The organism is Ferrovum sp. JA12 (genome assembly GCF_001431705.1).
Lineage (GTDB): Bacteria > Pseudomonadota > Gammaproteobacteria > Burkholderiales > Ferrovaceae > PN-J185.
This window is the reverse complement of sequence record NZ_LJWX01000002.1, coordinates 549325-574382: the sequence shown is the minus strand read 5'-3', so window position 1 is coordinate 574382 and position 25058 is coordinate 549325. Positions and strand designations below refer to the sequence as shown.

The window sequence follows — 25058 nt, the reverse complement described above, 5'->3', positions numbered from 1 at the left end:
CATCAACCGCTCACTGTAAGTCTCGCCCGCTGCTCATCCCACAGCGCTGGCGGATCAACCGCCAGATCAAACAGCGTGACGTGGTTCGGCAATGCATCGTCCAGGATGGCCGCCACGATGTCGGGTGCCAGCGTGGTCAGGTTGACCATCCGGCTGACGTAGCTGTTGTCGATCCCTTCCCGGGCGGCGATCTCCTTGAGGGACTTGGCCTCGCCCGACTCCAGCATGGCCAGCCAGCGGTGACCCCTGGCCAGCGCCAGTTGCAACGGCGTGGTGGCCGTGTCCCAGGGTCTGGCCTTGGCTGGTTCGCCCGTCACCGGGTCGATCGGCAGCGTGACCAGCTTGCGCCCGCTGCGCCGCTTGATCTGGATCGGCACCGACAAAGTCAGCCGCCCATCACTGGCCTCGATGACGTCGGGCTCGCCCGTCTTCTGGATGCGGATCTCGCTCATGCCAATGCCTCCTCGGGCTGGGCCGCGCCGGCTGGCTGCAGTTCCAGCACCAGACGCTCGATGCCGTTGGCGCGCAGCCGCACTTCCAGGTCGTTGGGCGACACGATCACCTTCTCGACCAGCAGCTTGACGATGCGCGTCTGCTCGGCTGGGAAGAGCTGCTCCCATATGGCGTCGAGCCGCGTCATGGCGACGGTGACCTTCGCCTCGTCGAGGCTGGGGTCGAGTTCGATCGCTCGTGGCAGGACGTCGCCCAGGAGATCCGGCGATCGCAGGACCGCGCGCAGTTGGTCCAGCACGGCGGACTCAAGCTCTGCAGCCGGCAGCCGTGGCAGCCCAGACGCGCCCGCGTGCTCCTTGTTCTCGCGCTGCGGCACGTAGTAGCGGTAGCGGCGACCGTTCTTCTTGGTGGTGTGAAACGGCGACAAGGCGCGACCGTCGTTGCCGAACACGATGCCCTTGAGCAGGTACGGCACCGTCGCCCGGGTGGCGTTGCCGCGAACCCGACCGTTGGTGGCGAGGATGGCGTGCACCTTGTCCCACAACTCTCGGTCGATGATCGGTGGATGCTCGGCCTGGTACCACTGCTCCTTGTGGCGCAGTTCACCGAGGTAGGTCCGGTTGTTGAGCAGCTTGTAGATCAGCCCCTTGTCGATCGGCTTGCCGTCTCGGGTCTTGCCGTCCTGCGTGGTCCACGCCTTGGACGTCACGCCGTCGAGCTTCAGCTCCTTGAACAGCATCGTGCTGGAGCCCAGTTCAACGAAGCGCTGGAAGATGTGCCGGATGAGCTTGGCCTCACGTTCGTTGGGCACCAGTCGGCGGTTCTCGACGTCGTAACCGAGGGGAGGCACGCCGCCCATCCACATGCCCTTGCGCTTACTGGCGGCGATCTTGTCGCGGATGCGCTCGCCGGTGACCTCGCGCTCGAACTGTGCGAAGGACAGCAGGATGTTCAACATCAGCCGCCCCATCGACGTGGTGGTGTTGAATTGCTGGGTGACCGACACGAACGACACGCCATAGCGCTCGAACACCTCGACCATCTTGGAGAAGTCCGCGAGGCTGCGCGTCAGGCGGTCGATCTTGTAGATGACGACCACATCGATCTTGCCGGCCTCGATGTCGGCCATCAATCGTCGCAGCGATGGGCGTTCCATGTTGCCGCCCGAGAAGGCCGGATCATCGTAGTCGTCTGCCACCGGAATCCATCCCTCGGCGCGCTGGCTGGCGATGTAGGCATGCCCCGCATCACGTTGTGCGTCGATCGAGTTGTATTCCTGGTCCAGCCCCTCGTCGGTGGACTTGCGCGTGTAGACCGCGCAGCGCATACGGCGTTTCAGTGCTTCGCTCATCGACAACCTCCTTTCTTGGAGGTGGGTTTCGTAGCTGACGGCTTGAGCCCGAAGAACAATGGACCAGACCACCGTGTCCCGGTGATCTCCCGTGCAATCATGGAGAGGCTTGGGTACATACGCCCCTGAAAGTCATATTGACCATCGGGGGTTGCCACCACTTTGTGAATTACTCCCTTGTACTCCCGAGTCAACAATGTACCGGCAACCGGACGGTGATCGCGATCGCGCTTTTTGTTCTGGCCCGTTTCTATGATGGTTTTGATGCGACGGTCATTCCGATCCATCAGGTTACGATCAATTTTGCGAAACTCGATTTCCTGCAGTCGGTAGGCAATACGCCGTTCCAGAAACTGACGGTTGTGCGTGGGCATGGGGGTGGCGAAAATCTGTTGCCACAGCGATTTGATTTCTTCGAATGGTGTGTCGGGCAGGTGCGCGATTCGGCCGATCACGCCTGAGACTACGGTTTTCTTGCTCATTCAAACTCCTTTCTGTTTGGTCAGCAGCACCTCGCGGATGGCGCTGCGAACTCGTGATGACGGGTTTGTATGAACGCGTTGTGGTGGGCAGAAGTCAAGATAAGGCGGTTCATTTTTCTCGGCCAACGCATCCGGCTTCGTTCGCAACCGCATAACGCCGAGCGCCAGTATCGATGCGACTTCCGCTCGTCGTTCCTCGATGGTCATTCGGGTTGGGTCAATCAAGTTTGCTGTCATCATGGTCGGGCACTCCATCAATAAAAATTACTTGATGGATATTCTGGGCAAGGAGATCGTCTTTCTCCATCGCAGAATTGACAAGCGTTGCGAACGTCTGCAGGTGACTGCGGAAGTAAGGTCACAGACCACACTTACGCACAATTCATGCAAATAACAAGTAGCAATTAATTCTTGCCTTTCTAAATACGCAATACTAAAATACTGGTTTAGGGGGTAACCATGCTCGAAAAGATTTCGCAAAAATTGATCGGCTACCGCGTCAAAGCCGCGCGCGATGCGGCGGGCTGGACGCAGGATCAACTCACCCAGGAATTGGGCCTGAACGACCGCCAGTCGATTTCTGACATCGAAAACGGCAAGCGCGCGCTGAAGCCCGAGGAACTGCTGGCGCTGTCCGACCTCCTGGATCGTGACATCGAGTTTTTCGTGGATCCTTTTGCCGTGGCTGGAGAAGCACAGTTCTCGTGGCGGACGGCACCCGAGGTTCCTGAGGACAGTCTGGACGGGTTCGAATTGAAGGCTGGTCAGTGGATTGGCCTGCTCCGCTGGCTGCGTGAACGGCAAGGCGGCCGGGCAAGCGTGCTCAAGCGCGCGTTGCGTCTGTCTGCCCAGTCATCGTTCGAGGATGCACAGGATCGTGCAGAGAGTCTCGTTGCCGAACTGGACCTGGGTATCATTCCGGCAGAAACCCTGATCGACAAGATCGAGCGCGAACTGGACATCCCGGTGCTGTTCGTCGATACGGTTGACGCTGGCGAAGGACAATCCATCTCGGGTGCGACATGCCACCTCGAGGAAATGGGCGTCATACTCATCAACCGCAACGAGAGCGAGGCGCGTCGCTACTACGATCTGGCGCACGAGCTTTTTCATGCGCTCACCTGGGATGCGATGCAACCCGATCATCGGGAATCGAATTCCATCGAGGAACGCAACAAGGGAAAACGCATCGAGCAATTGGCGAACAACTTTGCCGCTGCCCTGTTGATGCCGCGCATTTCATTGACCCAACTGATCGATGGCAATCGCCGGGATGACATCCCCCACCTGTGCGAAGTCGCAGCGCTGCTGCGCGTGGCGCCGGTGGCATTGGCGTGGCGGTTGTTCAACCTCAAGCTCATCAGTGACGACACCCGTCGCAATCTCTGTCAAGAGAAGCAGCGACCCTCGGTGTCAGGCCCCCCCAAGCGGTTCTCCGTTGCCTTCGTGCGCATGCTGCACGAGTCATTGGAGAATGGACGACTGTCGGCCCGCAAGGCAGCAAAAGCCATGGGGCTGGGTCTTGGTGGTCTGACCGAACTGTTCGCCCAGTACGATCTCCCAGCACCGTTTGAGTTATGAGGTGCGGACCGTATGCCGAAAACCCGAGTCTTTGCCGATACCAACGTCATCCTCGAAGCATTTCGAACCGGCTGCTGGACGGCAATCAGCAGCCATTTTGCGATCGAAACAGTTCAGAAGTGCGTCGAGGAGACGCTCACCGGCAACCCGTCTGATCCCCGTCACATCGCGGTTCCTCCTGCCGAACTGAACGAAGGTCTTGCCGGACAGCATCCGGTGACGCGCAAGGAACTGGCGTCCGTGGTACTCGCCCATCCGTCCTGCGGCACGCTCGACGATGGTGAGAAGCATCTGCTGGCCTGGCTGCTCGCCAACAACCTGTTGCCTTCGGCCATCGTGGTCGTGACCACCGCCGATAAGGCGGCATTGATTGCCACACACGCACTCGGCTGGCTCGACTGCGCAGTCTCTCTGGAATATCTGGCACGCCAGGCAGGAGTCGGTCGCGCCAACCTCGATGCATTTGCCCTGCAATACCGGGAAGACTGGCTTTCGAGCATCAAGACCAAGATTCGGATGGGCATCATTCCATAGCCGACGGCATGATGGCGCCGTGGTCTTGATTCGTAGACAAGAAATCCGGGCCAACTTCCAGTCATGCCGGGAGGATTGCTTATGAATTTTTGAATGGCTGAATGAAAGGGGAACAGGAATGAAGGTTTTCAACGCTCGGCACTTTCTGCGGCATGTCTCGATGCCGACGCTTCAGGAATTCACTGACGGGCATATCCTTGGCGCGAGGCTGCTCGTCGACTGGACGCAACCTCCCGAGACGCTACCCGCCGCCGTGGCTGATGCGGTTGAAGCCCTCGATGCTTCTTTGCGCGATCCCGCTATTGACCCGACAGGGCGCAAAGCCATCGAGCATGATTTGTGGCTCTGGCATGATGACCTGCGTCGCGCCCACATGATGTCAAACAATCTGGCCATTCAGGAATTCCGCTGTGCCTGTGCCGATGATCAGGCCTCCAGGAGGACTTCGCATCGCGCGACGAGCGTGAAAGCGCCCTCTGGATGATGACCAACCGTGAAAAGACGTTCCGTGATGCCGAACTGCACATCGCCTTCCAGGCCAAGACCAATGGCAAGTACTGGAAGAAGCATCGCATCCAGGCGGGACTCGACCCCACGCGCGACCGCACCCAACTCGAGGCTTTCTGTCACGATGTCGCCAAACTCTACAAGAAGGACGGCGCTGGCGACGGCATCCATATCGAGGTCAGCGAGCGCCCGGTCGATGAAAGCATTCAACTCACGATCTATGTCGAAGGGCCTGTGACTGCCCTCGCGCACTTTGCCCAGAACAATTTTACGCGACTCACGACCCGCATTGCGCTGGAAACAGCCATCGTCTACCATCCCGGCTCAGGCATCGTGGAGACCATCGTCAAGGGAGGTGCGAAGAACCACACCGCCGTGCTGCAACTGTTCGGCAAGCATGTCGTTGCCCAGGAACTCACGCCTGAGGTGATCGAAAAGAAGCGCTACCAGCTCAATGCCCTGCGCGACGGGCTGATGGAGCCATTCGAGGACTGGTCGACCCTCGGTATCGACAAAGTCCGCTTGCGGCGCGCACGTTTCTGTCCGTCAGGAAGTACTGGAATCGCCTTTCAGGTGGAGGCATCCCCCGACAAGGATCAGGACGATGCGATCCGGATTGCCCTCAATGCGCTGAAGGTCGATCGCTCCTTCGAGGCGGAATACAACATGGAAGGAGCTAGCGTCATCGTCTATACAGATACGCGTGACAAGGGAAAGAACCATTATTTCAGCTTTGATCTATTTTCGTCGGGCTCCTCAACGATCAAGAACCTGTCCGCGCAGAATCAGGCCATCGCCAATGCCGTGCTGCTTGCCTTGAATGTCGTCGAGCCAGACGAGCCGACTGAGATCGCCTCGACCGGGGACGAGGAAGGCGAATGAGTCAGGCGCAGGTCGATGCAACGGCGTTGTTTTGCCGGCTTCTGGATCTGGCGAAGCCGGAAATCAATGGGCAGTCTCTTTTGGAAGGACGGGACAAGGTCGCGGCCACGCACCTGCTTCGTGAACGTGTACTGGTGCTGGGCAAGCCGCTCGACTGGGTCACTTGCCCGGAATGCGGCATCGAGACCGCGCACGTGGTACGAGAAAAATCGCCTGGCGAGTTTATTCTGCACTGTCCGGAATGCGCCGACGTGGTGGCACCTGGGCATTTGCGCGAAACCTACAAGGTGGCATTGCAGAAATTTGTTTCGAGCCTGCTGAACGGGCTCGAACTCTCGGTCAACGGCATGAAGCAGATCGAACTCGATCTGATCTGGCGGCTCGGCACGACCGAGAAACAGCGTGGCAAGCCGGTGACATGGTATTTCGCTCGCCGCCTGCATCGGCCGGAAATTGCGATTCGCCTGCGCGAACAGATCACCACAGAAAGAACTACGCAATCCTGCGTCATTTTGACCAGTAGCGAGGTACCGCTTCCGGCGGGCTCGGCACTGACCGAATTCGACGTGCGCCCGCTGTTCACAGTTGGCCGCGTCGGCCAGAGCAAGTTCGAGTTTTTCCCTGAGCGCCAATCGGCACCTGGTCCTCAAATTCTGGATGAGGCATCGCCAAACACCACACTCCGCTACGTCAGAGACAAAGCCAAGGCGTTCATCGATGGTACCGAGTATCCGCTGGAGCCACGCCAACAAAAGATCCTGGTTGCACTGATCGACGATCTGGATCATGAATTGGATAAGGAATCGCTCAAGACCGCTTGCGGATCGCAATCCCAGCGGTTTTCACCCAGCAAGGAGTTTGAGCGCAATCCAGAAGTCTACAGGGCATTCATCCGTTACCTGCGCGACGATGAACGCTACGCTCTGATCATTCCTGACGACGACCGCGACTGGTTGCACTGAACCACCTGTCACCCCTCGCTTCTCCGCAATAACCCGGCTCTGGTTTCAATCCAGCCGGGTTTTTTGCTTTTTAGACCCACCGATTCAATTTGAGGAACGATCTTGAGGAATCTGAGGGACGGTCGGGGGCATCTCGCTTGATGAAATGGACGCATCGGTTAGCAGTGCTGATCCAGGCACCAGCAACCGGTGAACACCCATCATCGAAGGAGATGCAAATGTATGACGAACATCTGAAGACCAGGCATCTGACCCAGCGGGAACTTGCGGATCGCTGGAACAAGTCGGAAGCCACCATAGAACGCTATCGGTCCGATGGCGTCGGCCCCAGGTACCTCAAGATCGGCGGCAAGGTGATGTACCGCCTTGAAGACATCGAGCAATTCGAGCTCGACTGCCTGCACGAGAGTCCGAGCACTAGGGTTGTTCCAGCCTCAGCCACCACGGGGAGGGATCGCATATGAACGATTCCACCATCACAAATGTCGTGTTCGGCCACGTTCTGCCTCTGGCCGAAATGAGCGTCGCTCAGATCGCTGCGTTGCCTGTAGCGCAGTTGCAGGAAACGCATACCAATCTGCTCACGTTGCAGTCGGCCATCAAGGGTGTGCTGGAACGCTTCCATGCTGCTCTCGACCAGCGTTATGCCGAACAGGCTACGGCCGCCCGTCAGGCAAATGGACGTGATTTCGGCGTCTGCCATCTCGATGACGGTCCGCTGCGGATCACCGTCGATGTGCCGAAGCGTGTCGCGTGGGATCAGGTCCAACTGGCCGAGATTGCTCATCGCATCACGGCTTCCGGCGACAAAGTCAGCGACTACATCGACATCGAGTACTCGGTTTCTGAATCCCGTTTCAACGCCTGGCCTGCAACGCTCAAGGAGTCGTTTGCCAAGGCCCGCACCGTCAAATCGGGCAAGGCCAGCTACCGCCTTGCTCTCGTAAAGGAGAATCAACAATGAGCAATATTATCCCGTTTAATTTCGAGAGTCATTCCATTCGCGTTTGCCTCGACGAAACCGATGCGCCTTGGTTCAACGCCAAAGATGTGTGCGGAGTACTGGGTTACAGCAATGCCCGTAAATCGGTTGCCGATCACGTTGATCCAGAGGATGTCACGAAACGTGACACCCTTACAGAAGGAGGCATCCAGCCAACCAATCACATCAATGAATCCGGACTGTATGCGCTCATCCTTGGCAGTAATCAACCCAACGCCAAGAAGTTCAAGCGCTGGGTCAACCACGACAGCACCCGATCCGAGGGGAAGTCGAAGACGGGCCGGAAGTCTGGCCCCAGGACGTAGGACTTGCCCTTGGGGTCGTAGTCGATGTTGCCGGGCGCCAAGTCCTTGTACGGCGCCAGATCCCTGGATGCGGCGGCGGACTGGATGCCAAACCGCGTGACCAAGTCCTGGCGGCGTATCTCCCCGATGAAGCGCACGCGCAACTCCACGAACGCGAGCCGGTCGCGTTGTGGCTGGGTTAGATCTGCAAGCTGTTCGTTCGACATCCTGGCTGGCTCGTTCGGGTTAGCGAATGCTTATACGGGTTATTGCGGAAAGTATATGATCTGCCCTAGAATTTGTCCATTGCTCTATTTTGATTTGTTTGTACATCGCATTGTGATAACCACAAGCGGCGTGGCGATAAAAGGATCGGTACGAGCGCCATGCAGAATTTCGCAGAGCTTCACCTCAAGCCAGAGACGCTGGCGTGATTTACTTTGATGTGCGGGATCGAGCTGTTTGTCGGTAGCGTCGTATCTGCTGTTTGTCAGTAGTGAGGAGAGGAAACCATGGCAAAACCCGTCGAGATTGGACCCCGCAGCTTCCGGACCCAGAAAAGCGCACTGGACCATTACAAGGCACTGCTACACCGGTACCAGGACGGGGATCGTATCTCTGACCCGGGGGACCACGCCGACCTCGTTGCCCTCATCGAACGATATGACCCGATTCTTGAGGAGGTCGGAGAACCGACGAAGGGTAGCGGCCAAATCGATTACTTTGAGCGGCGCTTGAATACTGGTACTGGCTGGAGCAATTCCGGATTCTGGGTCGTACGTCAGGACGGTTCCGCCACAGACTTTTCTTACATCTGGGCCGTCAAAGGTCTACCTGGGGACCGGTCAAAAGACTTCTATGGAGCATGCCGGGAGGCTGTGGCGCTCGACCTCGTTCTGGCCAAGAAGCGTGCCTTCGCAGAGCATGGGGATGCTCAGGGGCAGGTTGCGTGCGAACTGACTGGCGTGATGGTCAGCATCGACGACGCCCATCTGGATCACGCCTGGCCGCATTTTTCACACATCGTTAGTGGTTTTCGGGCTGCTAGGGGATGGTCAGGTGACATCCCAGACGGAGTCGTGTCCCCACCCGCTGACGGGCAGACGACGCCCACATTCGTCGAGAAGGCAGTCGCAGATGCCTTTCGGATCTATCACCACAGCCAGGCAATCCTGCGGATTCTCTCCAAGTCGGCCAACCTCCAGACCGCCAGCCAAGCTCGAAGACCTAAGATTGCACGCCCGGTGCGGCTGCTTTGATTAATTACGGACGCGGGTTCGATTGCGAAAACGGGGATCGAACTGATTGGTGATCGGGACATGTTGACAGAGCCAATTTGAGGCGAAAGCCACGAGACACGAGAGCGGCGGGTAGTAACATTATGATTCCGCGGTGTTCCGCGCCAATCCTCACATGTTCGCAATCACGTAACAGACATGGTTTGAACCTGGCGGCGATTCCACCACCAATAATGAAACCTCAACCGTTCTCGGTTGGGGTTTCTTCTTGTCCGATGGCGCCAGTTCCCGCGTGTTTACGAGGGTTCGTGCGAAAGCCTGCGGACTTCACCGATCAGCCAAAGTGCCCACCCAAGGCCTCTTTCCACTCTCTCCCAGCCATTCTTCTCTCCGACTTCGCTCTCCGAATCCAACCCGAAGTCCGCAAAGGCCACAAGTCAGCGCCATACCGATCAAAGTGTTACGCGCGGATGAATCAAGCGGTTGGATTGCGGCATTGGGTGGCGAAGGGAACCACCATCTTTGCGTTTTGTCGGTAGTTATCGACAACTCCTGACGTATCGCAACGCGGATGCACACGCATATGGCTGAGAGCAGAGGCAACAAAATAGGCAACAAAAAGACTTGTCAGGACAGCGTCCGGACAACTATAATAAGAGCATCTAAAGTCCGGAGGGCCACCATGAGCACCCTGAATATTTCCAAGACCGAACGCATTGACGTCCGAGCAAGCACACCAGTCAAGCAACTGCTGCAGGAAGCTGCGCGCGCTTGTCACAAAAACGTCAGCGAATTCCTGCTCGACGCGGGCGTGACGGCGGCAGCCCAAACACTGGCTGATCGTCGCCAGTTCGTACTGGACAAGGCGCAATGGCAGGCCTTCCAGGAAGCGTTGGATCGGCCGGTGCAAAGCAAGCCGCGCCTGAAGAAGTTGCTGAGTGAGCCCGGGGTCTTGGGTTGAGCGGTGACGCCATAGCGTCACCCTACGCCCCCGTTCGCAAACTGGCAGCAACGGATCAGACCGATGCCTTCGATTGTGGTCAGTCCGGGCTGAACCAGTTCCTGCAGCGCTACGCGCTCGTCAACCAAAAGGCCAACAGCGCGCAGACCTACGTCTGCTGCCAGGGCGAGGTGGTGGTCGGCTTCTACAGCCTCGCTGTCGGTAGCGTCGATCCGGAAGCCGCACCGTCGAGGGTGATGAAGGGGCTGGCGCGCCACCCGGTCCCGGTCATGATCCTGGCCCGGCTCGCGGTAGATAAGGAACATCAGCGCCGGGGACTGGGCCAGGCTCTGCTAAAGGACGCACTGCTGCGAACAGCACAGGCCGCAGACATCGCTGGCATCCGCTGCCTGCTTGTGCATGCCAAAGACGATGCCGCGCGGCAATGGTACGAATCCTGGGAATTCGAGCCCAGCCCGACCGACCCGTATCACCTGTTCCTCATGTTGAAGGATCTCAAAAGCTTATTGAACTGAGGTGATGTCATCACCTCAGAGCACAACCCGATCACGCTGTTCATCCCACAACGCCGGCGGATCGACCGCCAGATCGAACAGCGTGATGTGGTTCGGTAGCGTGTCGTCCAGGATGGCCGCAACTGTCCACGGCGACAACAGCGTCAAATTGATCATCCGGCTGACGTAGCTGTTGTCCACACCCTCACGGCTAGCCAATTCCCGCATGGTTTTCACCTCTCCCGATTCCAGCATGGCCAGCCAGCGATGACCTCGGGCCAACGCCAGTTGCAACGGCGTTGTCGCAGTGTCCCAAGGTTTGGGTTTGATTGCTTTCCCGTTGGGTAACGTAACCAGTTTTCGCCCACTGCGTCGCTTGATCTGGATCGGCACTGACAAGGTCAGCCTTCCATCGCTGGCCTCGCTGACGCCCCAACGGGCGGCCAGTTGTTTTTTATTGAAGTGAACAATATCCATCTTGGTCTCCTTTCGAATGAGTTGGCAGGAGTCCATGAAGGCGTTGTTTTGCCCTCAAGTCAAGGCAATTTCAGGAAGCGCCGCTACTCCGGCAGATCGTTCAGCTCGTAACTGGTGCTCCGCCCGCCCGCATCCAATTTCCGCAGCACGCCCCGCTCAAGCAGGTCGTTGATATCGCGCAGCGCGGTGTCCGGCGAACACTTGGCGACCGCCGCCCACTTGCTGCTGGTGAGCTTGCCTTCAAAGCCGTCGAGCAGCTTGTTGATCAACTTCACCTGTCGCTCGTTTAACGGTATGGTCGCCCAACGCTGCCAGAACCGCGCCTTGGTCAGCACGGCATCAAGCGTGTGCTGTGCTTGGTCGACAGCGCGATGGAGCGTGTCGAAGAACCAAGCGAGCCACTCGGTGACGTCCAGCGACTGTTTCTGGGTCCGCTCCAAGATGTCGTAGTAGGCCTTACGTTCGCGCTGGATCTGCGCCGAAAAACTGTAGAACCGCTGTGGACTGCCATCGGCACGGGCCAGCAGCAAATCACCGATGGCCCGAGCGATACGGCCATTGCCATCGTCGAACGGATGCAATGTGACAAACCAAAGGTGACCAAGCCCGGCCTTAAGCAGCGGCGATTCGTTCGATACACCGTTCACCCAATCGAGGAAACGGCTGGTTTCGTTCTCGAGGCAATCGGCGGGCGGCGCTTCGAAATGTACCCGTTGGCGGCCGATGGGGCCGGATACCACCTGCATCGGACCGGTGGCGTTGTCGCGCCAAGCGCCGATCTTAATCCTGGAAAGTCCGGAGTAGCCAGTAGGAAACAGCGCGGCATGCCAGCCAAACAGCCGCTCCCGCGACATCGGCGCATGGCAGTTGGCGGTGGCATCAAGCACCATCTCGACCACGCCTTCGACGTGCCGATCCGCCGGGGCCAGGGCACCAATGTCCACGCCCAATCGGCGCGCGATGCTCGAACGCACCGATTCGACATTGAGTTGCTCGCCCTCGATCTCGCTGGTCTTGACCACGTCCTCGGTCAGTGTTGCCAGGCTCGCCTGATCGCGCAGGGCCATGCCCACGTCGGCCAAACGGCCCATCAACAGTCCCTGGGCGCGACTGACCTCGGCCATGGGTTTAGCCAACGCCGCCAAGTCGAAGCGCCAGTTCGGCCAGTCACTGGCCTGCCAGATGTATTTATAATCACCGTTATTCATGCGGAGATTATGGTTCACATTCTCCGCATGTGCAAGTTATTCGCCGCACATCGTACGGTGATAAAGATCACCATTCGACGCACAGCAGGCTGCCTCACCTTGGAATGGGTGTAAATGGGTGTGCTTTTGGTCGCTGGACGGACGCGGGTTCGATTTCGAAAACGGGGATCGAACTCATTGGTGATCGGGACATGTTGACAGAGCCAATTTGAGGCGAAAGCCACGAGACACGAGAGCGGCGGGTAGTAACATTATGATTCCGCGGTGTTCCGCGCCAATCCTCACATGTTCGCAATCACGTAACAGACATGGTTTGAACCTAGCGGCGATTACACCACCAATATTAAGGACTCAGACACTCTCTGAGTCCATTTTCTTTTCCAAGAATCCCGCACACGGCGGCTTTGTTTTTAACAAGTTGCGGACTTCACATCACGCCACTGCCTTCAAGATCGAGGGCCATTTTCTCTCTCCGCGCCGATATTCTCTGCCGACTCTCCAACCATGCCGATGCCGAAGTCCGCTAAGGTAAAAATTTCATCTTTTTTTCATTGGATTACGCGCGAACTTGGATGAACGGTTTGATGAAAGAATTGGTAGTGGAAGATATTCTGCCACCGGAAACGTCAACTTTTCGATGCCAAAGCAGCCAGTTCGACTAATGCAAAATTTCATTCGCTTTGAAACGTTCTTCAATGCTTCAACATTCGGGTGTGTGCCCGTAAATAGGCAGAGCACCCCGTACAACGAAGTGGTAGGGCTTGATGAGGCCCCATTGAACTTGCGTTTCGCGGTTGTAGAAGCCGTAACCATTGATCGGGTAGGATGTCCACAATCTAAGAGGTTTCCTTTGCAATCACTCCGTCTGCAATAAGTGTGAGTCTGTATCTACCTGATAGAATGACTGAAAGTGATTCTGACACGGCTTCCTTTGCAATCTCTGCTCGACGCCGTTTCTTGTGTCTCTGGTTTTGCCTACCCCGATTACGGATGACATATTCCGGATTTGAACCCGGTATTTCTTCGAGTAGTCTGGATTCTTGGCTGCCCAGTGATGACTAGCTTGGGCGTGATCCAGCAGTCAATCCTCTGATCGGCTGCGCTTCTGCTGGGCTTTGCGTCGGCGCTCACGCTAGCAGGCCGGGTCGGAGCAGTATCGCTGGTTGGGTGTTTGCGGCACTGGCCGGAAGGTTTTGCCACAAGATGCGCATCTTTTTGTTTGCATTGCTTTTCTCCATAGGTTATTGAGGGATTGGAGACGCAACGGCAGTTATTTTTCAACCCCAGTCGCTATGAAATAAGCAGTTATCCGGAAAATTACGTCCAATTCATCGCGGTATTTACACCAGCGATCTGGACACACCACTCGAACAAATCGTGCGGCCAAACTGGCGGCAGATTGCCGAGTATCTCTATCCCAGATCGGTTCTCGGCTATCGCTCTGCGCAAGAGGGAAAGCCAGATTTGGAAGGGCGAGTTTTTCTAGTTCAGGGAAACCGGGCACGTCGCACTGAATTGCCCGGCCTCACGCTAATCACCATTCCTGGCCCCGGTCCTGTCTTGGGCTTGGAACCTGAATTGAATGACACACCTTACGGCAAATTGTTTGTTTCGTCCGAAGCTCGCCGTCTTCTGGAAAATCTTTATACCGGTCGGGATTCCGCCATACGGACAATGGGGCGCACATGGGTGGAATCACACCTGAGTCGGCTTTGCACGCTGCGCGGCGAATACAAGGTCAACGACCTGCGCGACACTGCCCGGCGTTTGTCAGAGGTGCTGGGACTGGATGCTCAGTTCAAAATCCTGAATGGCATCGTCTCGGCATTGATGCAGACCGGCAAAGCTAGACGTTTAAGTTCCGTTGATGCGCTCGCGCGTGCCGCAGGAAAACCCTACGACCCTGATCGTCTGGTTATTTTTGATGCGCTATTTACCGCTCTGCGGCAGTCGTTTCCGCAGGTACCCGATCCAACCACACCGGGGTTGAGCAGTATCAACTTTGCATTCTTTGAATCCTATTTCTCCAACTACATCGAGAGCACGATTTTCACCGTAGAGGAAGCTAGCGAGATTATTTTTGAAGGCAAGATGATCGAAAAACATCCCGAGGACTCGCATGATGTGCTCGGCACGTATCAGGCCATCACCCAGCAACCTTTCCGGTCAAGCCCTCCGGACAATGAAGATGAATTTCTGGAATGGCTGAAACTCACCAACCATATGGTGCTGTCCAGCCGCCTGGAGAAACATCCGGGACAGTGGAAAGTAAAACTCAATCAGGCTGGTTCTACCTTGTTTGTACATCCCGAATTGGTGCAAGGCACTCTGCGTGAAGGATTCAAACGTGTTGCGCTGCTGGAAGACCCGTTTGCCCGAGCATTGATGGCGATGTTCGTCGTAACCGAGGTGCACCCGTTTCAGGATGGTAATGGCCGAACTGCCCGTTTGGCCATGAATGCCTATCTGACCCAGGCATCCGCCTGTCGCATCATTATCCCGACGGCCTACCGTGAGGATTATTTCCTCCCCCTTAAAGCACTTTCCAGGAATGCCGACCCGGTTCCATTTCTTCGTTCAATGACTCGCGCTCAGGCATGGTCGGCTGCATTTAACTATTCCAACCTCCAGACCACATGGAAACGGATGGCAGCATGCAACGCTTTTGCCGATGACATAACCAGAAACAAGTTACTGTATCCTCACGAAGTGCGCAGCCTCGTTGACGATAATGTCAGCAATAACAAGTCTTATTGACTGAACGACTGGCTGACGTGGGAGAATTTGCTGTTCTGTTGACCCCACTAACATACGGCACGCCTTCCGGTTCAATTCCCAAACGCGCAATTGAACCCGTGTCCACAGCCACTCAACCAGCAACGAAACACCCAGTGAGTTTCCTGATAAGATACTTACCGAATAAGGGATTTTAGTAGGTTTTCGCAGCAGTTCGCAATGAATCGCAGGCGTTGGGAGAACTTAATTGACACGGGGTTTTACCCCACCACCAATACTTTAAAAGCCAACACTAACCGGTTGGCTTTTTTTGCCTGCTACCGCGTGGTCTCTACTACGCCAACGACACCGGTGGCTTGGAAGTCCACAGTGCAAGCTGGAAGATAGAAGTCAGAGCGATTGATGCCGAAGGCGATTCAGTAGGCAACTGGTTTATGCTTGGTAGCGAGAGTATGAGCGCCGCCACAACCACGCCGCAGAGACTGTTTTTCCAATATCCAGTTAGCTTGGGTCGCTATAAAGTGCGTGCCACACGTTTAGATAGCAAGGACACCAACTCCTGTGTCGGGCAAGAGGTGCGCTGGGGTGAGGCCAGAGGCTATCTGGCCGGTGGCGTTGCCTTCCCTGACAACGTCAATTTGGTTGCCATGCGCATGCGCGCCACCGACAACCTGTCGCAACGATCAAGCCGTCTCATCAATTACATCGTGACGCGCAAGCTACCAGTCTGGTCCGCAGACTCTGGATGGTCATCTGCTGTGACCAAGCGCTCGATCGCATGGGCATACACAGACATCCTGCGCGCGAGCTACGGGGCCAAACTCACCGATACTCGAATCGATCTAGCTGCTTTGGCGCAGCTCGATCAGGTCTGGACAAGTCGGGGGGATAAGTTCGACGGCGTGTTTGACCAACAGGTTACTGATTGGGAAGCGCTGACTCGGGCGGCACGCTGTGGTCGAGCGGTGCCTTTCCTATAAGGCGGCATCGTGCGACTTATACGCGATGAGTCTCGAACCATGCCGGTGGCGCTTTTCAGTGCGCGCAACATCGTCAAAAATAGCCTCTAGCATTGGCACAGGTATGCGCGATGTAGGTTGGGAATGGTCTACTCCTGACACCGAGCATTGATCACCTCTTTGATCGTGGATTCATTAGCTTCGAAAATAATGGAAAACTCATAATTTCCCCGGTAGCCCACCGGCCTTCTCTTCAACGCATGGGCATCGACATTGAAAATGTCTATAACGTTGGCGGTTTCTCTGATGGGCAGAAACGTTTTCTCGACTTCCATCGGAACGCGGTCTTTCTTGAATCTCTGCGCAAATAATTGTCCGCTTTCTGGTACATCTATCTGTCCGGTTTTGGCCGTGATCCGCCGAATCACTTTAATATATTCAATCACTAGTGTCCGGTTAAATTCCTCGTAAAATCAACTGATTATTGATATGGAATGCATCTAAAGTGTTTTTTGTATTTGTAAGTTCTTGTTGTAGCGTATTTTTTTCGAACAGTGTGAGAGATAAAATCTGTAGCAAAGTGTAGAGCGAAGCCTCCAAATTAAGGCGTTTTTTGACAATGGCTACGAGAACATAAACCGGACATGGACGCCCCTAGTTTGCCAAGTTTTCAATCGATGATAGCCAGAAGGAAAAGATTGCACCCATACATTCGAACTTTTGGCGGGATAGTCAAGTTAACTGATCTTGGACGAAATAGCCCCATCATTCGGTCACCTCAGGCTGCTTCCAGTGCACAAATATCACGCCAATCTGCAAAACGTCGCCCCATCACCTCACGGTAATGTACTTTTTTCAGTAGATGCAGGCCAGGGCGAAAATGATTGTTAATGACAGAAAACGTGGAAAGAAACCACTGTGCCTCACCAGGGGACTTAAAATGACGTCTCCGTCGCTCCCGTTCTCGTGTTAGCTGATGAGAATTCTCGGCCCGGTTGTTGGTGCCCATATCCCGAATATGCTCAACACTCGGCATCACATCCGCTTTGGCTGCTGCATAGCTCCCCTGTTTATCGGTAACGATGCATCGGGGTGTACTTTCTTATCAACTCATCCAGATGCGAGGTATCACCCGCTCGACCCTGCCGAGCACGTAGTCTGCGTGCATAGTCACCTCCGAATCTTTTGCACCAGTTGTGAGGGAATACATCGCTGACAACACTCCTCTCATAACCATTCTCTCCTAAATATCGAGGTAACTGAGGTAAAAACGAAAATACAGCCAGACACAGTGGCTGATGATGTCCATGGGACAGTGATGGCAGTCATAGCGAAGGTCACGGTATTCATGGATCTATTGCATCACGATCACCGTTAAGTTGATAATACCGATACGCGCTATCTACTAAACCTCACCAACTTCAATCTTAACTTCCGTCTTTGTGATGCTGTATTAGTTTTAGTACCAACGTAAAATAAAAATTTTTAGAGCAGCCTCAGCGCACTGGTGTTTTACTGGGTTAAACTGCCACATGAAACAAACCACCCACAACAGCTGTAAAAACCATGGCTAAAATCCCCCAAAAAGATACCCGTAAAATTCCCTTAAGGATATTTGCTCGCCCCGTATAGGCAGCCAAGGCACCCAGTGCTACCAAGAAAAACAATGAGGTTATGCCTACATAGAATGGTAGTGATGCAACCGGCAATAACCACGCGCATGCTAAGGGTAAAATTGCCCCACCTGTAAAAGATAATGCAGAAGTCAGAGCAGCTTGCAGGGGTTTGGCACTGATCATTGTTGATAAACCAAGTTCATCTCTAAGGTGGGCCCCGAGAGCATCCTTGGCCATTAATTCAATGGCCACCTGTCTTGCCAGTTCTTGACTTAACCCCCTCTCCTCGTAGATACCAGAGAGCTCCAGTACTTCATGCTCGCGGTTATGTTCTAGCTCAATTTTTTCTCGCGCTACATCCGCTTCTTCAATATCAGCTTGAGAGCTCACTGAAACATACTCGCCAGCCGCCATGGACATGGCCCCAGCAATTAATCCTGCTACAGCAGCAAGGAGCACCTCAGAGTGGTCCGCTCGCGCCGAGGCCACCCCAATAATTAAACTCGCGGTAGAGACTATACCATCATTGGCACCCAATACAGCAGCCCGTAACCAGCCAATATGCTCTGTGCGATGGCTTTCACTATGGTGTCTTGACATGTCCACCACCCTCTTCTACTAAAGGTATCATAGTAACACTAGCTAAATAATGGTTGAGGTAATACACGATTTAAAAAGCTGAAATAGTTGATTTTGTGAGTTTTCTCCATAATCAATGATAGGTTATAAATAAAAGAAAAAAATCATAAAAGATTTCAATTACTTCAGTTATCCCTTTAAACTACTACAAGAGCACACAGGAAATTCATAGTATGATTTTTTATAGGATCTACGTCAGTTCTGCTAAAGACCTACTTGATAAAAGATAATTACTAAATATTCTTGAGAAAGCCAATAAAATTAATCGTACGTAAAATATCACTGACATATTACTGTACAAAGACGGAAGTTTTACGCAAGTAATAGATAAGGGCTTTATGGAGGAGAGGATTTTTGAAAACTGGTCAATGGGTTTTCGTAACCTTAACGATATTTCATATGAAGAGTCTCAGTCCTTAGGAGGATGTTCGGTTTTTTAAATCGCAGAGGGGATTTATACAATATGAAGGATGATAAAATTGGAACACCGATGCTACTCCAATTGTTTAAGGACAAAGGGTAATGTTTATTCGTAAATCTTTTTTAATTTAAGCGCAAACAGCACCAATCAATCTACTCTATCAACGCTATCTTAGTAAAAATAAATCACTAAAGCAATCCAACCTAGGCGTATCATGGTCTTTGAAGTAAACCCAATCATTGATTTATCACTTTCTATACATATCAAACCATGAATGATGTTATTTATGCCATGTGGCAAGCCACCAAAAGCCAGTTCAATTATAAAATGATGGCATTGGTATTTACTCCCTTTTTGATTTCTATTGTTTTCTGGTCGGTGATTACCTATTTTTATTGGAGTGATTGGCATCAATCTATGATGCTCTGGATGAATGATCTGATCCCTTCTTCTTGGTTTTCTCGTGGGATGGTGTCCGTGGCATCGGGCTATTTCATTTCATTGTTAATTCTATTTATGCTGGCCCCAGCGGTGTACCTCTCCACCCTACTGATCACCGCTTTTTTCTCCATGCCCATCATTGTGGAACATGTGCATTACAGGGATTTTAGAGATCTCTCGCCAAGGGGCAACAGTTATTTTGTCAAGAGCCTAATGAATTCATTCATTGCTATAGGAGTTTTACTCGTTGGCTGGATACTGGGGTTTCCGCTGTGGTTACTCACCCCACTCTCACCCCTCATCTCACTTCTACTCACCGCTTATTTCATACAACGGCTATTTCGTTATGATGCACTTTCAACCTATGCTAGCGATGAGGAATTACATCAGATTGTCAAAGGATCATTACATAAGTTTTTTTTGCTTGGCATCATTGCCGGATTATTACAATTTATTCCGATCGTTAATTTATTTGGTGCCACTTGGGTCGGTTTAGCTTATACCTATTTGGCACTGGGAGAATTACGAGATTTACGATACACAACAGCAATCTAAAAAACAGATTAAGGAGAGGTAGGAAATGGGAATTTTAAAAGACTTCAAAGAATTCGCCATGAAGGGCAATGTGATTGATTTGGCTGTGGCGGTGATCATTGGTGGCGCCTTCGGAAAAATCGTCACATCCCTTGTGGAAGATTTGATTATGCCACTCATAAGCGCCATTATTGGCAAAATTGATTTTTCAAATCTTTATATTGTGTTGGGCGACCTACCCGCGGGAGCTGCCGATAACCTAGACAATTTAAAGAAACTTAAAATTCCTGTGCTGGCCTATGGTCACTTTATTACCGTATCGATAGATTTTTTAATATTAGCCTTCATCATTTTTTTAATGGTGCGTTTAGTGACTCACTTAAAACACCAGAGTAAGGAAGAGGACAACACAGAAGTGGTTGCTACACCCACTTCAGAGGAAATATTACTCCTTCGGGAAATTCGTGATTCTTTACAGACAAAAAAGGAAAATTAAGGGATGTGCCAGTGGAGTGGTGAGTGATCTTCAGCTGACACCTTGGGGGATCCAATTACCAAGGTTTTTCTGACGAGTTCACTCAGCCCGATTGAAAAATACATTTTTTAATCGAAGCATGAATCCCCCAGTTTCCATCAACAACCTGAGTTATACCAAAGTCCACCGCTACAGACATTAATGAAATGGCCTCATCCTCACTTAAGTCCTTAGCACTCATTAAAAAATGACGCATCTTATGGTATGCATCGCGCATAGCCTTATCTAAAGAGGATTTGGCAAATATGGTACTTTGCCCCTCTGCCCCTAGTTCCGCTAAATAATTTGAATAACTAAAACCGTGTACAAGCCATTCATTGGAGGTTTCCAGTAAAGGATAATCCAAACCGACTAAATGGGGATTAGTGATGGATTCTTTTTTATGTAAAATAAATTGAAATGTTCCAGTTAGAGAACACTCAATGGCTGTGCCACATAGCTCTGCATCACCTTGCGAGGCATGGGGATCGCCTACAAAAAATTTTGCTCCTTTAACCGCTACGGGGTAAAAAATCGTGGCTCCCTTACCAATTCTCCAGTTATCTATATTGCCGCCCGTATAACTCGGTGGAATCGATGAGACGATATTCACTTCCTTTGGAGCCACGCCAATTGTTCCAAAATGTGGTCTGACGGGAACTCGGATATTATTAAGAATATGATTATTTTTAATAATAGTATTGTGGTCAACTTTGACACCCGGGTAATCAATGGTTGTGTGGACTACTCCATAAGGATCAACTTGCGGAGTCCACCTGAAATTATAGACCGCCCGCGCCCAGGTGTTCTCGCCAGTGGCATCGATTTCGTAAATGGTCACCACTTCACGTTCTTTGGGCTCAGTTAGGGTGTCCCCATAATGAAAACCCCAATTAGCCGCTACATTGGAACCAAAACTTTTCCCATGGTATAACTTATTTGCGCTAGGTCGTGGTGAGACATCAATAATTCTTACTTCAAGCACATCGCCAGGCTCTGCCCCAGCAATTTCAATGGGACCAGTACATAAGTGAACCCCGAGTCCTGCACCAGAACCGTTAGTGGCAGACATCGCCCCTGCACCACGTCTGTCTATTCCTTTGCCATGGCTATCCCAATGAAAAATGCCTTGAACGTTAGCATCACCATACACCATTCTATCGGCATCATCATTGGCGTGATGAGTAATCGTTTCGATGGTAACAAAATCGCCGGATTGAATAGTTATAACCGGCTTTGCCACTTGACTAAAATATCCCCAAAGTACCGTATCTTTTGTTGCAGGAATATAATAGTGAACACCTGTTTTAAATTGCTCATTAGTGTGATCGATTAAGGCTGTATCTTGGGATGCCAATGTCGAATGGGGGCGAACAGTCTCCTTTAAGGAAGAATCATTGGCACCCAATAACCTCTTCTTTGCCTCAGATATCTCAGCCAGTCTATCTTCTGGTGTGAGATCCACATCTGCCCCATGGTGGCAATTTTCATTACAGTCATGATCACTCATACATTCCTCAGTTCTAATTACAGAATAATTTAATTGACCGACTTTTGTTTAGGAATACCTAGAATCAAATCAATTTCTACCAGAGCACCGAGTGCCAAGCCATGCACGCCTACACAGGTACGACTCGGTAATGGTTGAGTAAACCATGTTTTATAGAAGTCATTAAAGGCCGCATAATCATCGAAGGACTCCAAGTAGACTCTCACCATCAGTGCATCGTCTAAGGTGAGTCCAAAGTGGGCAATCACCGCCTCAAGATTTTTTTTAACCTGCAATGACTGGGCATTAAGCCCCCCTGATACAATTCCCCCTGTTGCAGGATCCGTGGGCATCTGTCCGGTTACAAATAAGAGATCTCCCCAACGGGTGGCATGTGAAAAAGGTCCTACGGGCGGTGGGACACCGGATTCCGGGGTAAATATAAAGGATTTTTTCATATTTTTCTCTCGACTTTAATCTGCACTCATCATGTTTAAAAAACGCTGTGTTAAGGGATGCTGGGGTGCCGTTAACACTTGTTCAGCGCTGCCACTTTCAATGATTTTTCCACCTGATAAAAACACCACACGATCGGCTATGTCTCGGGCAAACTTGAGTTGATGAGTGGAAATAATCATAGTGAGTTTATCCTCCACCGATAACTTTCTGATCACCGATAACACCTCATGTACTAATTCCGGATCTAGAGCCGAGGTGGGTTCATCTAACAATAAAACAGAAGGGTAAGGTGCTAGGGCACGAGCAATGGCTACCCGTTGCTGTTGCCCTCCTGATAGGTGTCTTGGCAGTGAGTAAGCTTTGTCTACTAAATCCACACGGTTTAACAATTCCATGGCTCGCGCGAAAGCTTGCTCAGTTGGCACTTTATGTACCCAGCGCAAGGGACCTGCTACGTTTTCCAAGACCGTTAAATGCGCAAATAAATTAAACTGTTGGAATACCATGCCCACCCCCACCTCTGACCTTTGCAGCGCCAATTCGCTGGGTGACATTGTTCTTCCACTATGGGTGACCCCCATCCATTGCCCGGCAATATGGACAGATCCACCACTTGACACTTCTAATTGGTTAATACAACGCAGTAAGGTGCTTTTACCCGATCCACTAGGACCCAGTAACACAACCACCTCATTTTCGTGAACACTTAAATTTAATTCATTCAACACAACAGAATCGCCGTATTGTTTTATTAACTTATTAATTTGAACCGCAACACCCGTATGGTTTAGTGTATTAAGTTTCATTATTTTGCTTGCATGATGATCTGGATTCTTATCCAAATTATTTTTTTCATTATTTTTTAAGGAAAATAACCCAGAATGGTGTTGAGTGTGGCGAGCAGTCTGTGTTCCTGAAGGTGAAACCCGTCGATCTAGGTCCAACACATATTCTGCCAACAACTGAATCAGACTGATGGTGCCAGTTAATGCCAAATAGAGTACGCCAGAGGCACAAAAGATGGAGAAAAAATCAAAAGTTGAAGAGGCCAATTGTGTGCTTCTTAGTGTTAACTCTTGTACTGAAATAAAGGAAGCCAAGGAAGAGTTTTTTAGGGCGCTCACAGCCTCATTACCAAAGGCTGGGATCATGGTTCTGATTGCCTGAGGGGCGATGATGCGTCTCATTAGTACCCTAGGCGTCATACCAAGCGCCTGCCCAGCCATCCATTGGCCGCGATCTACCCCTAACACACCAGACCTGAGAATTTCTGCTATAAAAGGCGCTTCATTGGCAGCCAGTGCGAAGCCTGCAGCGGTTAATGCAGACAGCATTACCCCCAAATGAGGTAATGCGTCATAGAAAAAAACCATTTGTAAAATTAACGGAGTACCACGAAAAATAACCGCATAGGTGCGGGCGATACCCGATATCCAAGGATGCCTTGAAATAAGCATGCCGGCCAAAAGTAAACCGAGCAAGAACCCTCCCAACAAACCTATCGCTGTAACCTGGAGCGTTAACAGAATGCCAACTGCCAGATATTTCATCGATAAATAATGAAAGAAGAGTTCCATGATTACTCTCGAAAAAAAAGACTATTTACTGGAAATAATGGCAGGTTCAGGAATAGATCCCGCATCAAGACCCCATTTTTTGAGCATCATGGCTGCCTTACCGGATCCAATGACCTCTTTTAATGCAGCAAACATAGCGGCTCTAAAAGCTGGTTTATCCTTTGGTACTCCAATTCCAACATAGTATGGAAGGGTCACAGCAACTGCTTTTTCTAACTTATCAGGATAAGCCTTAACCGCTTGGTCAACGGTATTCACATCATTCACATAAGTATCAGCTCGCCCCGTTAATATGGCCTGGATGCAAGCGGCATTGTTGTCATAGAGCTGTACTGTTGGGATACCCTTACTCTCTGCTGTACAGTGTGGGGCCAGATTTTGAATCAGTGGAACCTCCACATACCCGGTGTTTTCTGCGGCCACAGCCCCACACATAGAGCTATTAATGCCGGAAATCTTTTTGGGATTATTCTTAGCCACCAGCACCCCATCTGATACTTTTGAATAGGTAATGAAATCCACCGCTTTGGCCCTCTCCTCTGTGGCATAGATATCAGAAATGACCAAGCCGGCTTGGCCACTTTGAAGGGTTGGAATGAGAGCTGAAAAAGCCACGGGAATATAAGAGACTTTGAAACCCAAACAACTGCCGAGCTCCTCCGCTAAATCAATATCAAAACCTACATATTGACTAGGGTCTTGAGGGTCTAACGCTTCATATCCAGGAGTGTGAGGATTAATAGCATCCACAATGGTTACCCCCTTAAATTGGGGATATTGTTCTTGTAGAGCCAAACAACCCTGACTGATCTGTTTGGCATAGGTGGGGTGTGCGCCAGACAATAGCATCACCAAACCCACCGCGGAGACAACTTTTATCAGTGGCGTGAAAGCAGCGCCACTGAAAAGGTGAATACCCCTTCTACTCTTAAATAATCTAAACATAATATTCTCCTAAATAAAAAAATCGGTACATGTCACGGGATGGCTGGGTGAGGATTCCGCGCAACAATTTAGTTTTTTCAATGCATCCATAACTAATCTGTCATGACATGTTTTGAGTTCTGCCAAACGATGTTTTTTTGAACGCCCATTTCATTTTTACTGAAATCATTGTCCGTGCTAATACGTGAAAATACTTAGATAACTGAGTGTTAACTAGCAGATTGTTAAAGCAGTAAAAAAACTTAACTTTTGGTGTATGCAATGCCTGTCAGCGACAAAACAAGAGTAGCTAAGACGAACTCACTACAGTC

At 51.9% G+C, this 25058-nt stretch carries 28 protein-coding genes and 3 pseudogenes; 17 read left to right on the top strand and 14 right to left on the bottom strand.

Annotated features, from left to right (window positions below; genetic code table 11):
* Positions 1 to 2 precede the first annotated feature (2 nt).
* Genes FERRO_RS07820 through FERRO_RS07805 form a run of 4 tightly spaced genes read right to left on the bottom strand, consistent with a single transcriptional unit; the run spans position 3 to position 2526 of the window.
* On the bottom strand, positions 3 to 452 hold the full coding sequence (locus FERRO_RS07820; RefSeq protein ID WP_056930307.1) for a hypothetical protein: 450 nt from the start codon (positions 450 to 452) through the stop codon (positions 3 to 5).
* Entirely contained in the window at positions 449 to 1804 is a 1356-nt protein-coding gene (locus FERRO_RS07815; RefSeq protein WP_056930306.1) for a recombinase family protein, read from the bottom strand. The genes FERRO_RS07820 and FERRO_RS07815 overlap by 4 nt, the downstream gene beginning before the upstream one ends.
* Positions 1801 to 2286 (bottom strand): DUF2924 domain-containing protein, encoded by a 486-nt coding sequence (locus FERRO_RS07810; RefSeq protein WP_056930305.1) that lies wholly within the window; start codon positions 2284 to 2286, stop codon positions 1801 to 1803. The genes FERRO_RS07815 and FERRO_RS07810 overlap by 4 nt, the downstream gene beginning before the upstream one ends.
* Positions 2287 to 2526, bottom strand: coding sequence for a hypothetical protein (locus tag FERRO_RS07805; protein WP_056930304.1), 240 nt, complete (start codon positions 2524 to 2526; stop codon positions 2287 to 2289).
* 219 nt (positions 2527 to 2745) lie between these two features.
* Between FERRO_RS07805 and FERRO_RS07800 the strand changes: the two genes are divergently transcribed.
* The 8 genes from FERRO_RS07800 (at position 2746) to FERRO_RS10715 (ending at position 8060) form a co-directional block, all read left to right on the top strand.
* Positions 2746 to 3867 carry an XRE family transcriptional regulator gene (locus FERRO_RS07800; RefSeq protein WP_056930303.1) on the top strand — a complete coding sequence of 374 codons (1122 nt, stop codon included), beginning with the start codon at positions 2746 to 2748 and terminating at the stop codon, positions 3865 to 3867.
* Positions 3868 to 3879: 12 nt separating this feature from the next.
* Complete coding sequence (locus tag FERRO_RS07795; RefSeq protein WP_056930302.1) at positions 3880 to 4401, top strand: hypothetical protein; 522 nt, start codon at positions 3880 to 3882, stop codon at positions 4399 to 4401.
* A gap of 118 nt (positions 4402 to 4519) precedes the next feature.
* Entirely contained in the window at positions 4520 to 4885 is a 366-nt protein-coding gene (locus FERRO_RS10340; RefSeq protein ID WP_204374802.1) for a hypothetical protein, read from the top strand.
* A complete protein-coding gene (locus FERRO_RS07790; protein WP_204374801.1) occupies positions 4882 to 5790 on the top strand; it encodes a hypothetical protein in 909 nt (302 codons plus the stop codon). Before FERRO_RS10340 ends, FERRO_RS07790 begins: the two co-directional genes overlap by 4 nt.
* Positions 5787 to 6752, top strand: coding sequence for a hypothetical protein (locus FERRO_RS07785; RefSeq protein ID WP_056930301.1), 966 nt, complete (start codon positions 5787 to 5789; stop codon positions 6750 to 6752). Before FERRO_RS07790 ends, FERRO_RS07785 begins: the two co-directional genes overlap by 4 nt.
* A 218-nt stretch (positions 6753 to 6970) precedes the next feature.
* Positions 6971 to 7216: a helix-turn-helix transcriptional regulator gene (locus FERRO_RS07780; RefSeq protein ID WP_152975731.1), complete on the top strand. Its 246-nt coding sequence runs from the start codon at positions 6971 to 6973 to the stop codon at positions 7214 to 7216.
* Complete coding sequence (locus FERRO_RS07775) at positions 7213 to 7716, top strand: hypothetical protein (RefSeq protein WP_056930300.1); 504 nt, start codon at positions 7213 to 7215, stop codon at positions 7714 to 7716. Before FERRO_RS07780 ends, FERRO_RS07775 begins: the two co-directional genes overlap by 4 nt.
* Positions 7713 to 8060, top strand: coding sequence for a BRO-N domain-containing protein (locus FERRO_RS10715; RefSeq protein WP_056930299.1), 348 nt, complete (start codon positions 7713 to 7715; stop codon positions 8058 to 8060). Before FERRO_RS07775 ends, FERRO_RS10715 begins: the two co-directional genes overlap by 4 nt.
* On the opposite strand, the pseudogene FERRO_RS10015 reads toward FERRO_RS10715, so the two are convergent.
* Positions 7988 to 8266, bottom strand: a pseudogene (locus tag FERRO_RS10015) (WYL domain-containing protein); the annotation flags it as partial. The gene FERRO_RS10715 and the pseudogene FERRO_RS10015 sit on opposite strands and share 73 nt — an antisense overlap.
* 285 nt (positions 8267 to 8551) lie before the next feature.
* Between FERRO_RS10015 and FERRO_RS07765 the strand changes: the two are divergent.
* From FERRO_RS07765 to FERRO_RS07755, 3 genes are all read left to right on the top strand, one after another.
* Positions 8552 to 9298 carry a DCL family protein gene (locus FERRO_RS07765; protein ID WP_056930298.1) on the top strand — a complete coding sequence of 249 codons (747 nt, stop codon included), beginning with the start codon at positions 8552 to 8554 and terminating at the stop codon, positions 9296 to 9298.
* A gap of 661 nt (positions 9299 to 9959) precedes the next feature.
* The gene (locus tag FERRO_RS07760) at positions 9960 to 10238 is read left to right on the top strand and encodes a type II toxin-antitoxin system TacA family antitoxin (RefSeq protein ID WP_056930644.1); all 279 of its coding nucleotides are present in this window, start codon (positions 9960 to 9962) and stop codon (positions 10236 to 10238) included.
* 11 nt (positions 10239 to 10249) lie between these two features.
* Positions 10250 to 10753 carry a GNAT family N-acetyltransferase gene (locus FERRO_RS07755; RefSeq protein WP_056930643.1) on the top strand — a complete coding sequence of 168 codons (504 nt, stop codon included), beginning with the start codon at positions 10250 to 10252 and terminating at the stop codon, positions 10751 to 10753.
* Positions 10754 to 10768: 15 nt separating this feature from the next.
* Here the strand turns inward: FERRO_RS07755 and FERRO_RS07750 are convergent, their stop codons facing one another.
* A complete protein-coding gene (locus FERRO_RS07750) occupies positions 10769 to 11209 on the bottom strand; it encodes a hypothetical protein (RefSeq protein WP_056930297.1) in 441 nt (146 codons plus the stop codon).
* A gap of 83 nt (positions 11210 to 11292) precedes the next feature.
* The gene (locus FERRO_RS07745) at positions 11293 to 12417 is read right to left on the bottom strand and encodes a Fic family protein (RefSeq protein ID WP_056930296.1); all 1125 of its coding nucleotides are present in this window, start codon (positions 12415 to 12417) and stop codon (positions 11293 to 11295) included.
* Between the two features lie 1578 nt (positions 12418 to 13995).
* Here FERRO_RS07745 and FERRO_RS07740 point away from each other — a divergent pair.
* The 4 genes from FERRO_RS07740 (at position 13996) to FERRO_RS10710 (ending at position 16483) form a co-directional block, all read left to right on the top strand.
* On the top strand, positions 13996 to 15174 hold the full coding sequence (locus tag FERRO_RS07740) for a Fic family protein (RefSeq protein ID WP_204374800.1): 1179 nt from the start codon (positions 13996 to 13998) through the stop codon (positions 15172 to 15174).
* 198 nt (positions 15175 to 15372) lie between these two features.
* Positions 15373 to 15540 carry a hypothetical protein gene (locus FERRO_RS10210; RefSeq protein WP_160318121.1) on the top strand — a complete coding sequence of 56 codons (168 nt, stop codon included), beginning with the start codon at positions 15373 to 15375 and terminating at the stop codon, positions 15538 to 15540.
* Positions 15510 to 16133, top strand: a complete 624-nt coding sequence (locus FERRO_RS07735) for a host specificity factor TipJ family phage tail protein (RefSeq protein ID WP_239683498.1) — start codon at positions 15510 to 15512, stop codon at positions 16131 to 16133. Before FERRO_RS10210 ends, FERRO_RS07735 begins: the two co-directional genes overlap by 31 nt.
* Positions 16134 to 16267: 134 nt before the next feature.
* On the top strand, positions 16268 to 16483 hold the full coding sequence (locus FERRO_RS10710) for a hypothetical protein (RefSeq protein WP_446718622.1): 216 nt from the start codon (positions 16268 to 16270) through the stop codon (positions 16481 to 16483).
* A gap of 85 nt (positions 16484 to 16568) precedes the next feature.
* Here FERRO_RS10710 and FERRO_RS10005 read toward each other — a convergent pair.
* The 3 genes and pseudogenes from FERRO_RS10005 to FERRO_RS07720 all read right to left on the bottom strand — a co-directional run.
* Positions 16569 to 16751, bottom strand: a pseudogene (locus FERRO_RS10005) (IS4 family transposase); the annotation flags it as partial.
* Between the two features lie 139 nt (positions 16752 to 16890).
* A pseudogene (locus FERRO_RS10705) lies at positions 16891 to 17421 on the bottom strand (DDE-type integrase/transposase/recombinase).
* Between the two features lie 211 nt (positions 17422 to 17632).
* Complete coding sequence (locus FERRO_RS07720) at positions 17633 to 18328, bottom strand: VIT1/CCC1 transporter family protein (protein ID WP_056930291.1); 696 nt, start codon at positions 18326 to 18328, stop codon at positions 17633 to 17635.
* Positions 18329 to 19058: 730 nt separating this feature from the next.
* Here FERRO_RS07720 and FERRO_RS07715 point away from each other — a divergent pair.
* Positions 19059 to 19784, top strand: a complete 726-nt coding sequence (locus FERRO_RS07715) for an EI24 domain-containing protein (RefSeq protein WP_056930290.1) — start codon at positions 19059 to 19061, stop codon at positions 19782 to 19784.
* Positions 19785 to 19809: 25 nt separating this feature from the next.
* On the top strand, positions 19810 to 20259 hold the full coding sequence (gene mscL / locus FERRO_RS07710) for a large conductance mechanosensitive channel protein MscL (RefSeq protein WP_056930289.1): 450 nt from the start codon (positions 19810 to 19812) through the stop codon (positions 20257 to 20259).
* 82 nt (positions 20260 to 20341) lie between these two features.
* Here mscL and FERRO_RS07705 read toward each other — a convergent pair whose 3' ends face one another.
* Genes FERRO_RS07705 through FERRO_RS07690 form a run of 4 tightly spaced genes read right to left on the bottom strand, consistent with a single transcriptional unit; the run spans position 20342 to position 24651 of the window.
* Entirely contained in the window at positions 20342 to 21787 is a 1446-nt protein-coding gene (locus tag FERRO_RS07705) for an acetamidase/formamidase family protein (protein WP_056930288.1), read from the bottom strand.
* A 29-nt stretch (positions 21788 to 21816) separates the two neighbouring features.
* Positions 21817 to 22224 carry a RidA family protein gene (locus tag FERRO_RS07700; protein ID WP_056930287.1) on the bottom strand — a complete coding sequence of 136 codons (408 nt, stop codon included), beginning with the start codon at positions 22222 to 22224 and terminating at the stop codon, positions 21817 to 21819.
* Positions 22225 to 22239: 15 nt separating this feature from the next.
* Positions 22240 to 23802, bottom strand: coding sequence for an amino acid ABC transporter permease/ATP-binding protein (locus FERRO_RS07695; RefSeq protein WP_056930286.1), 1563 nt, complete (start codon positions 23800 to 23802; stop codon positions 22240 to 22242).
* A 21-nt stretch (positions 23803 to 23823) separates the two neighbouring features.
* Positions 23824 to 24651, bottom strand: a complete 828-nt coding sequence (locus tag FERRO_RS07690; RefSeq protein WP_152975747.1) for an ABC transporter substrate-binding protein — start codon at positions 24649 to 24651, stop codon at positions 23824 to 23826.
* Positions 24652 to 25058 lie beyond the last annotated feature (407 nt).

Coding starts and splice junctions, on each gene's coding strand:
- FERRO_RS07750 (WP_056930297.1), bottom strand. CDS start 11,209: ATGGATATTGTTCACTTCAATAAAAAACAACTGGCCGCCCGTTGGGGC.
- FERRO_RS07790 (WP_204374801.1), top strand. CDS start 4,882: ATGATGACCAACCGTGAAAAGACGTTCCGTGATGCCGAACTGCACATC.
- FERRO_RS07795 (WP_056930302.1), top strand. CDS start 3,880: ATGCCGAAAACCCGAGTCTTTGCCGATACCAACGTCATCCTCGAAGCA.
- FERRO_RS07695 (WP_056930286.1), bottom strand. CDS start 23,802: ATGGAACTCTTCTTTCATTATTTATCGATGAAATATCTGGCAGTTGGC.
- FERRO_RS07800 (WP_056930303.1), top strand. CDS start 2,746: ATGCTCGAAAAGATTTCGCAAAAATTGATCGGCTACCGCGTCAAAGCC.
- FERRO_RS07775 (WP_056930300.1), top strand. CDS start 7,213: ATGAACGATTCCACCATCACAAATGTCGTGTTCGGCCACGTTCTGCCT.
- FERRO_RS07785 (WP_056930301.1), top strand. CDS start 5,787: ATGAGTCAGGCGCAGGTCGATGCAACGGCGTTGTTTTGCCGGCTTCTG.
- FERRO_RS07715 (WP_056930290.1), top strand. CDS start 19,059: ATGAATGATGTTATTTATGCCATGTGGCAAGCCACCAAAAGCCAGTTC.
- FERRO_RS07760 (WP_056930644.1), top strand. CDS start 9,960: ATGAGCACCCTGAATATTTCCAAGACCGAACGCATTGACGTCCGAGCA.
- FERRO_RS10340 (WP_204374802.1), top strand. CDS start 4,520: ATGAAGGTTTTCAACGCTCGGCACTTTCTGCGGCATGTCTCGATGCCG.
- FERRO_RS07720 (WP_056930291.1), bottom strand. CDS start 18,328: ATGTCAAGACACCATAGTGAAAGCCATCGCACAGAGCATATTGGCTGG.
- FERRO_RS10210 (WP_160318121.1), top strand. CDS start 15,373: ATGAATCGCAGGCGTTGGGAGAACTTAATTGACACGGGGTTTTACCCC.
- mscL (WP_056930289.1), top strand. CDS start 19,810: ATGGGAATTTTAAAAGACTTCAAAGAATTCGCCATGAAGGGCAATGTG.
- FERRO_RS07700 (WP_056930287.1), bottom strand. CDS start 22,224: ATGAAAAAATCCTTTATATTTACCCCGGAATCCGGTGTCCCACCGCCC.
- FERRO_RS10715 (WP_056930299.1), top strand. CDS start 7,713: ATGAGCAATATTATCCCGTTTAATTTCGAGAGTCATTCCATTCGCGTT.
- FERRO_RS07805 (WP_056930304.1), bottom strand. CDS start 2,526: ATGATGACAGCAAACTTGATTGACCCAACCCGAATGACCATCGAGGAA.
- FERRO_RS07690 (WP_152975747.1), bottom strand. CDS start 24,651: ATGCTATTGTCTGGCGCACACCCCACCTATGCCAAACAGATCAGTCAG.
- FERRO_RS07705 (WP_056930288.1), bottom strand. CDS start 21,787: ATGAGTGATCATGACTGTAATGAAAATTGCCACCATGGGGCAGATGTG.
- FERRO_RS07765 (WP_056930298.1), top strand. CDS start 8,552: ATGGCAAAACCCGTCGAGATTGGACCCCGCAGCTTCCGGACCCAGAAA.
- FERRO_RS07745 (WP_056930296.1), bottom strand. CDS start 12,417: ATGAATAACGGTGATTATAAATACATCTGGCAGGCCAGTGACTGGCCG.
- FERRO_RS07810 (WP_056930305.1), bottom strand. CDS start 2,286: ATGAGCAAGAAAACCGTAGTCTCAGGCGTGATCGGCCGAATCGCGCAC.
- FERRO_RS07780 (WP_152975731.1), top strand. CDS start 6,971: ATGTATGACGAACATCTGAAGACCAGGCATCTGACCCAGCGGGAACTT.
- FERRO_RS07820 (WP_056930307.1), bottom strand. CDS start 452: ATGAGCGAGATCCGCATCCAGAAGACGGGCGAGCCCGACGTCATCGAG.
- FERRO_RS07815 (WP_056930306.1), bottom strand. CDS start 1,804: ATGAGCGAAGCACTGAAACGCCGTATGCGCTGCGCGGTCTACACGCGC.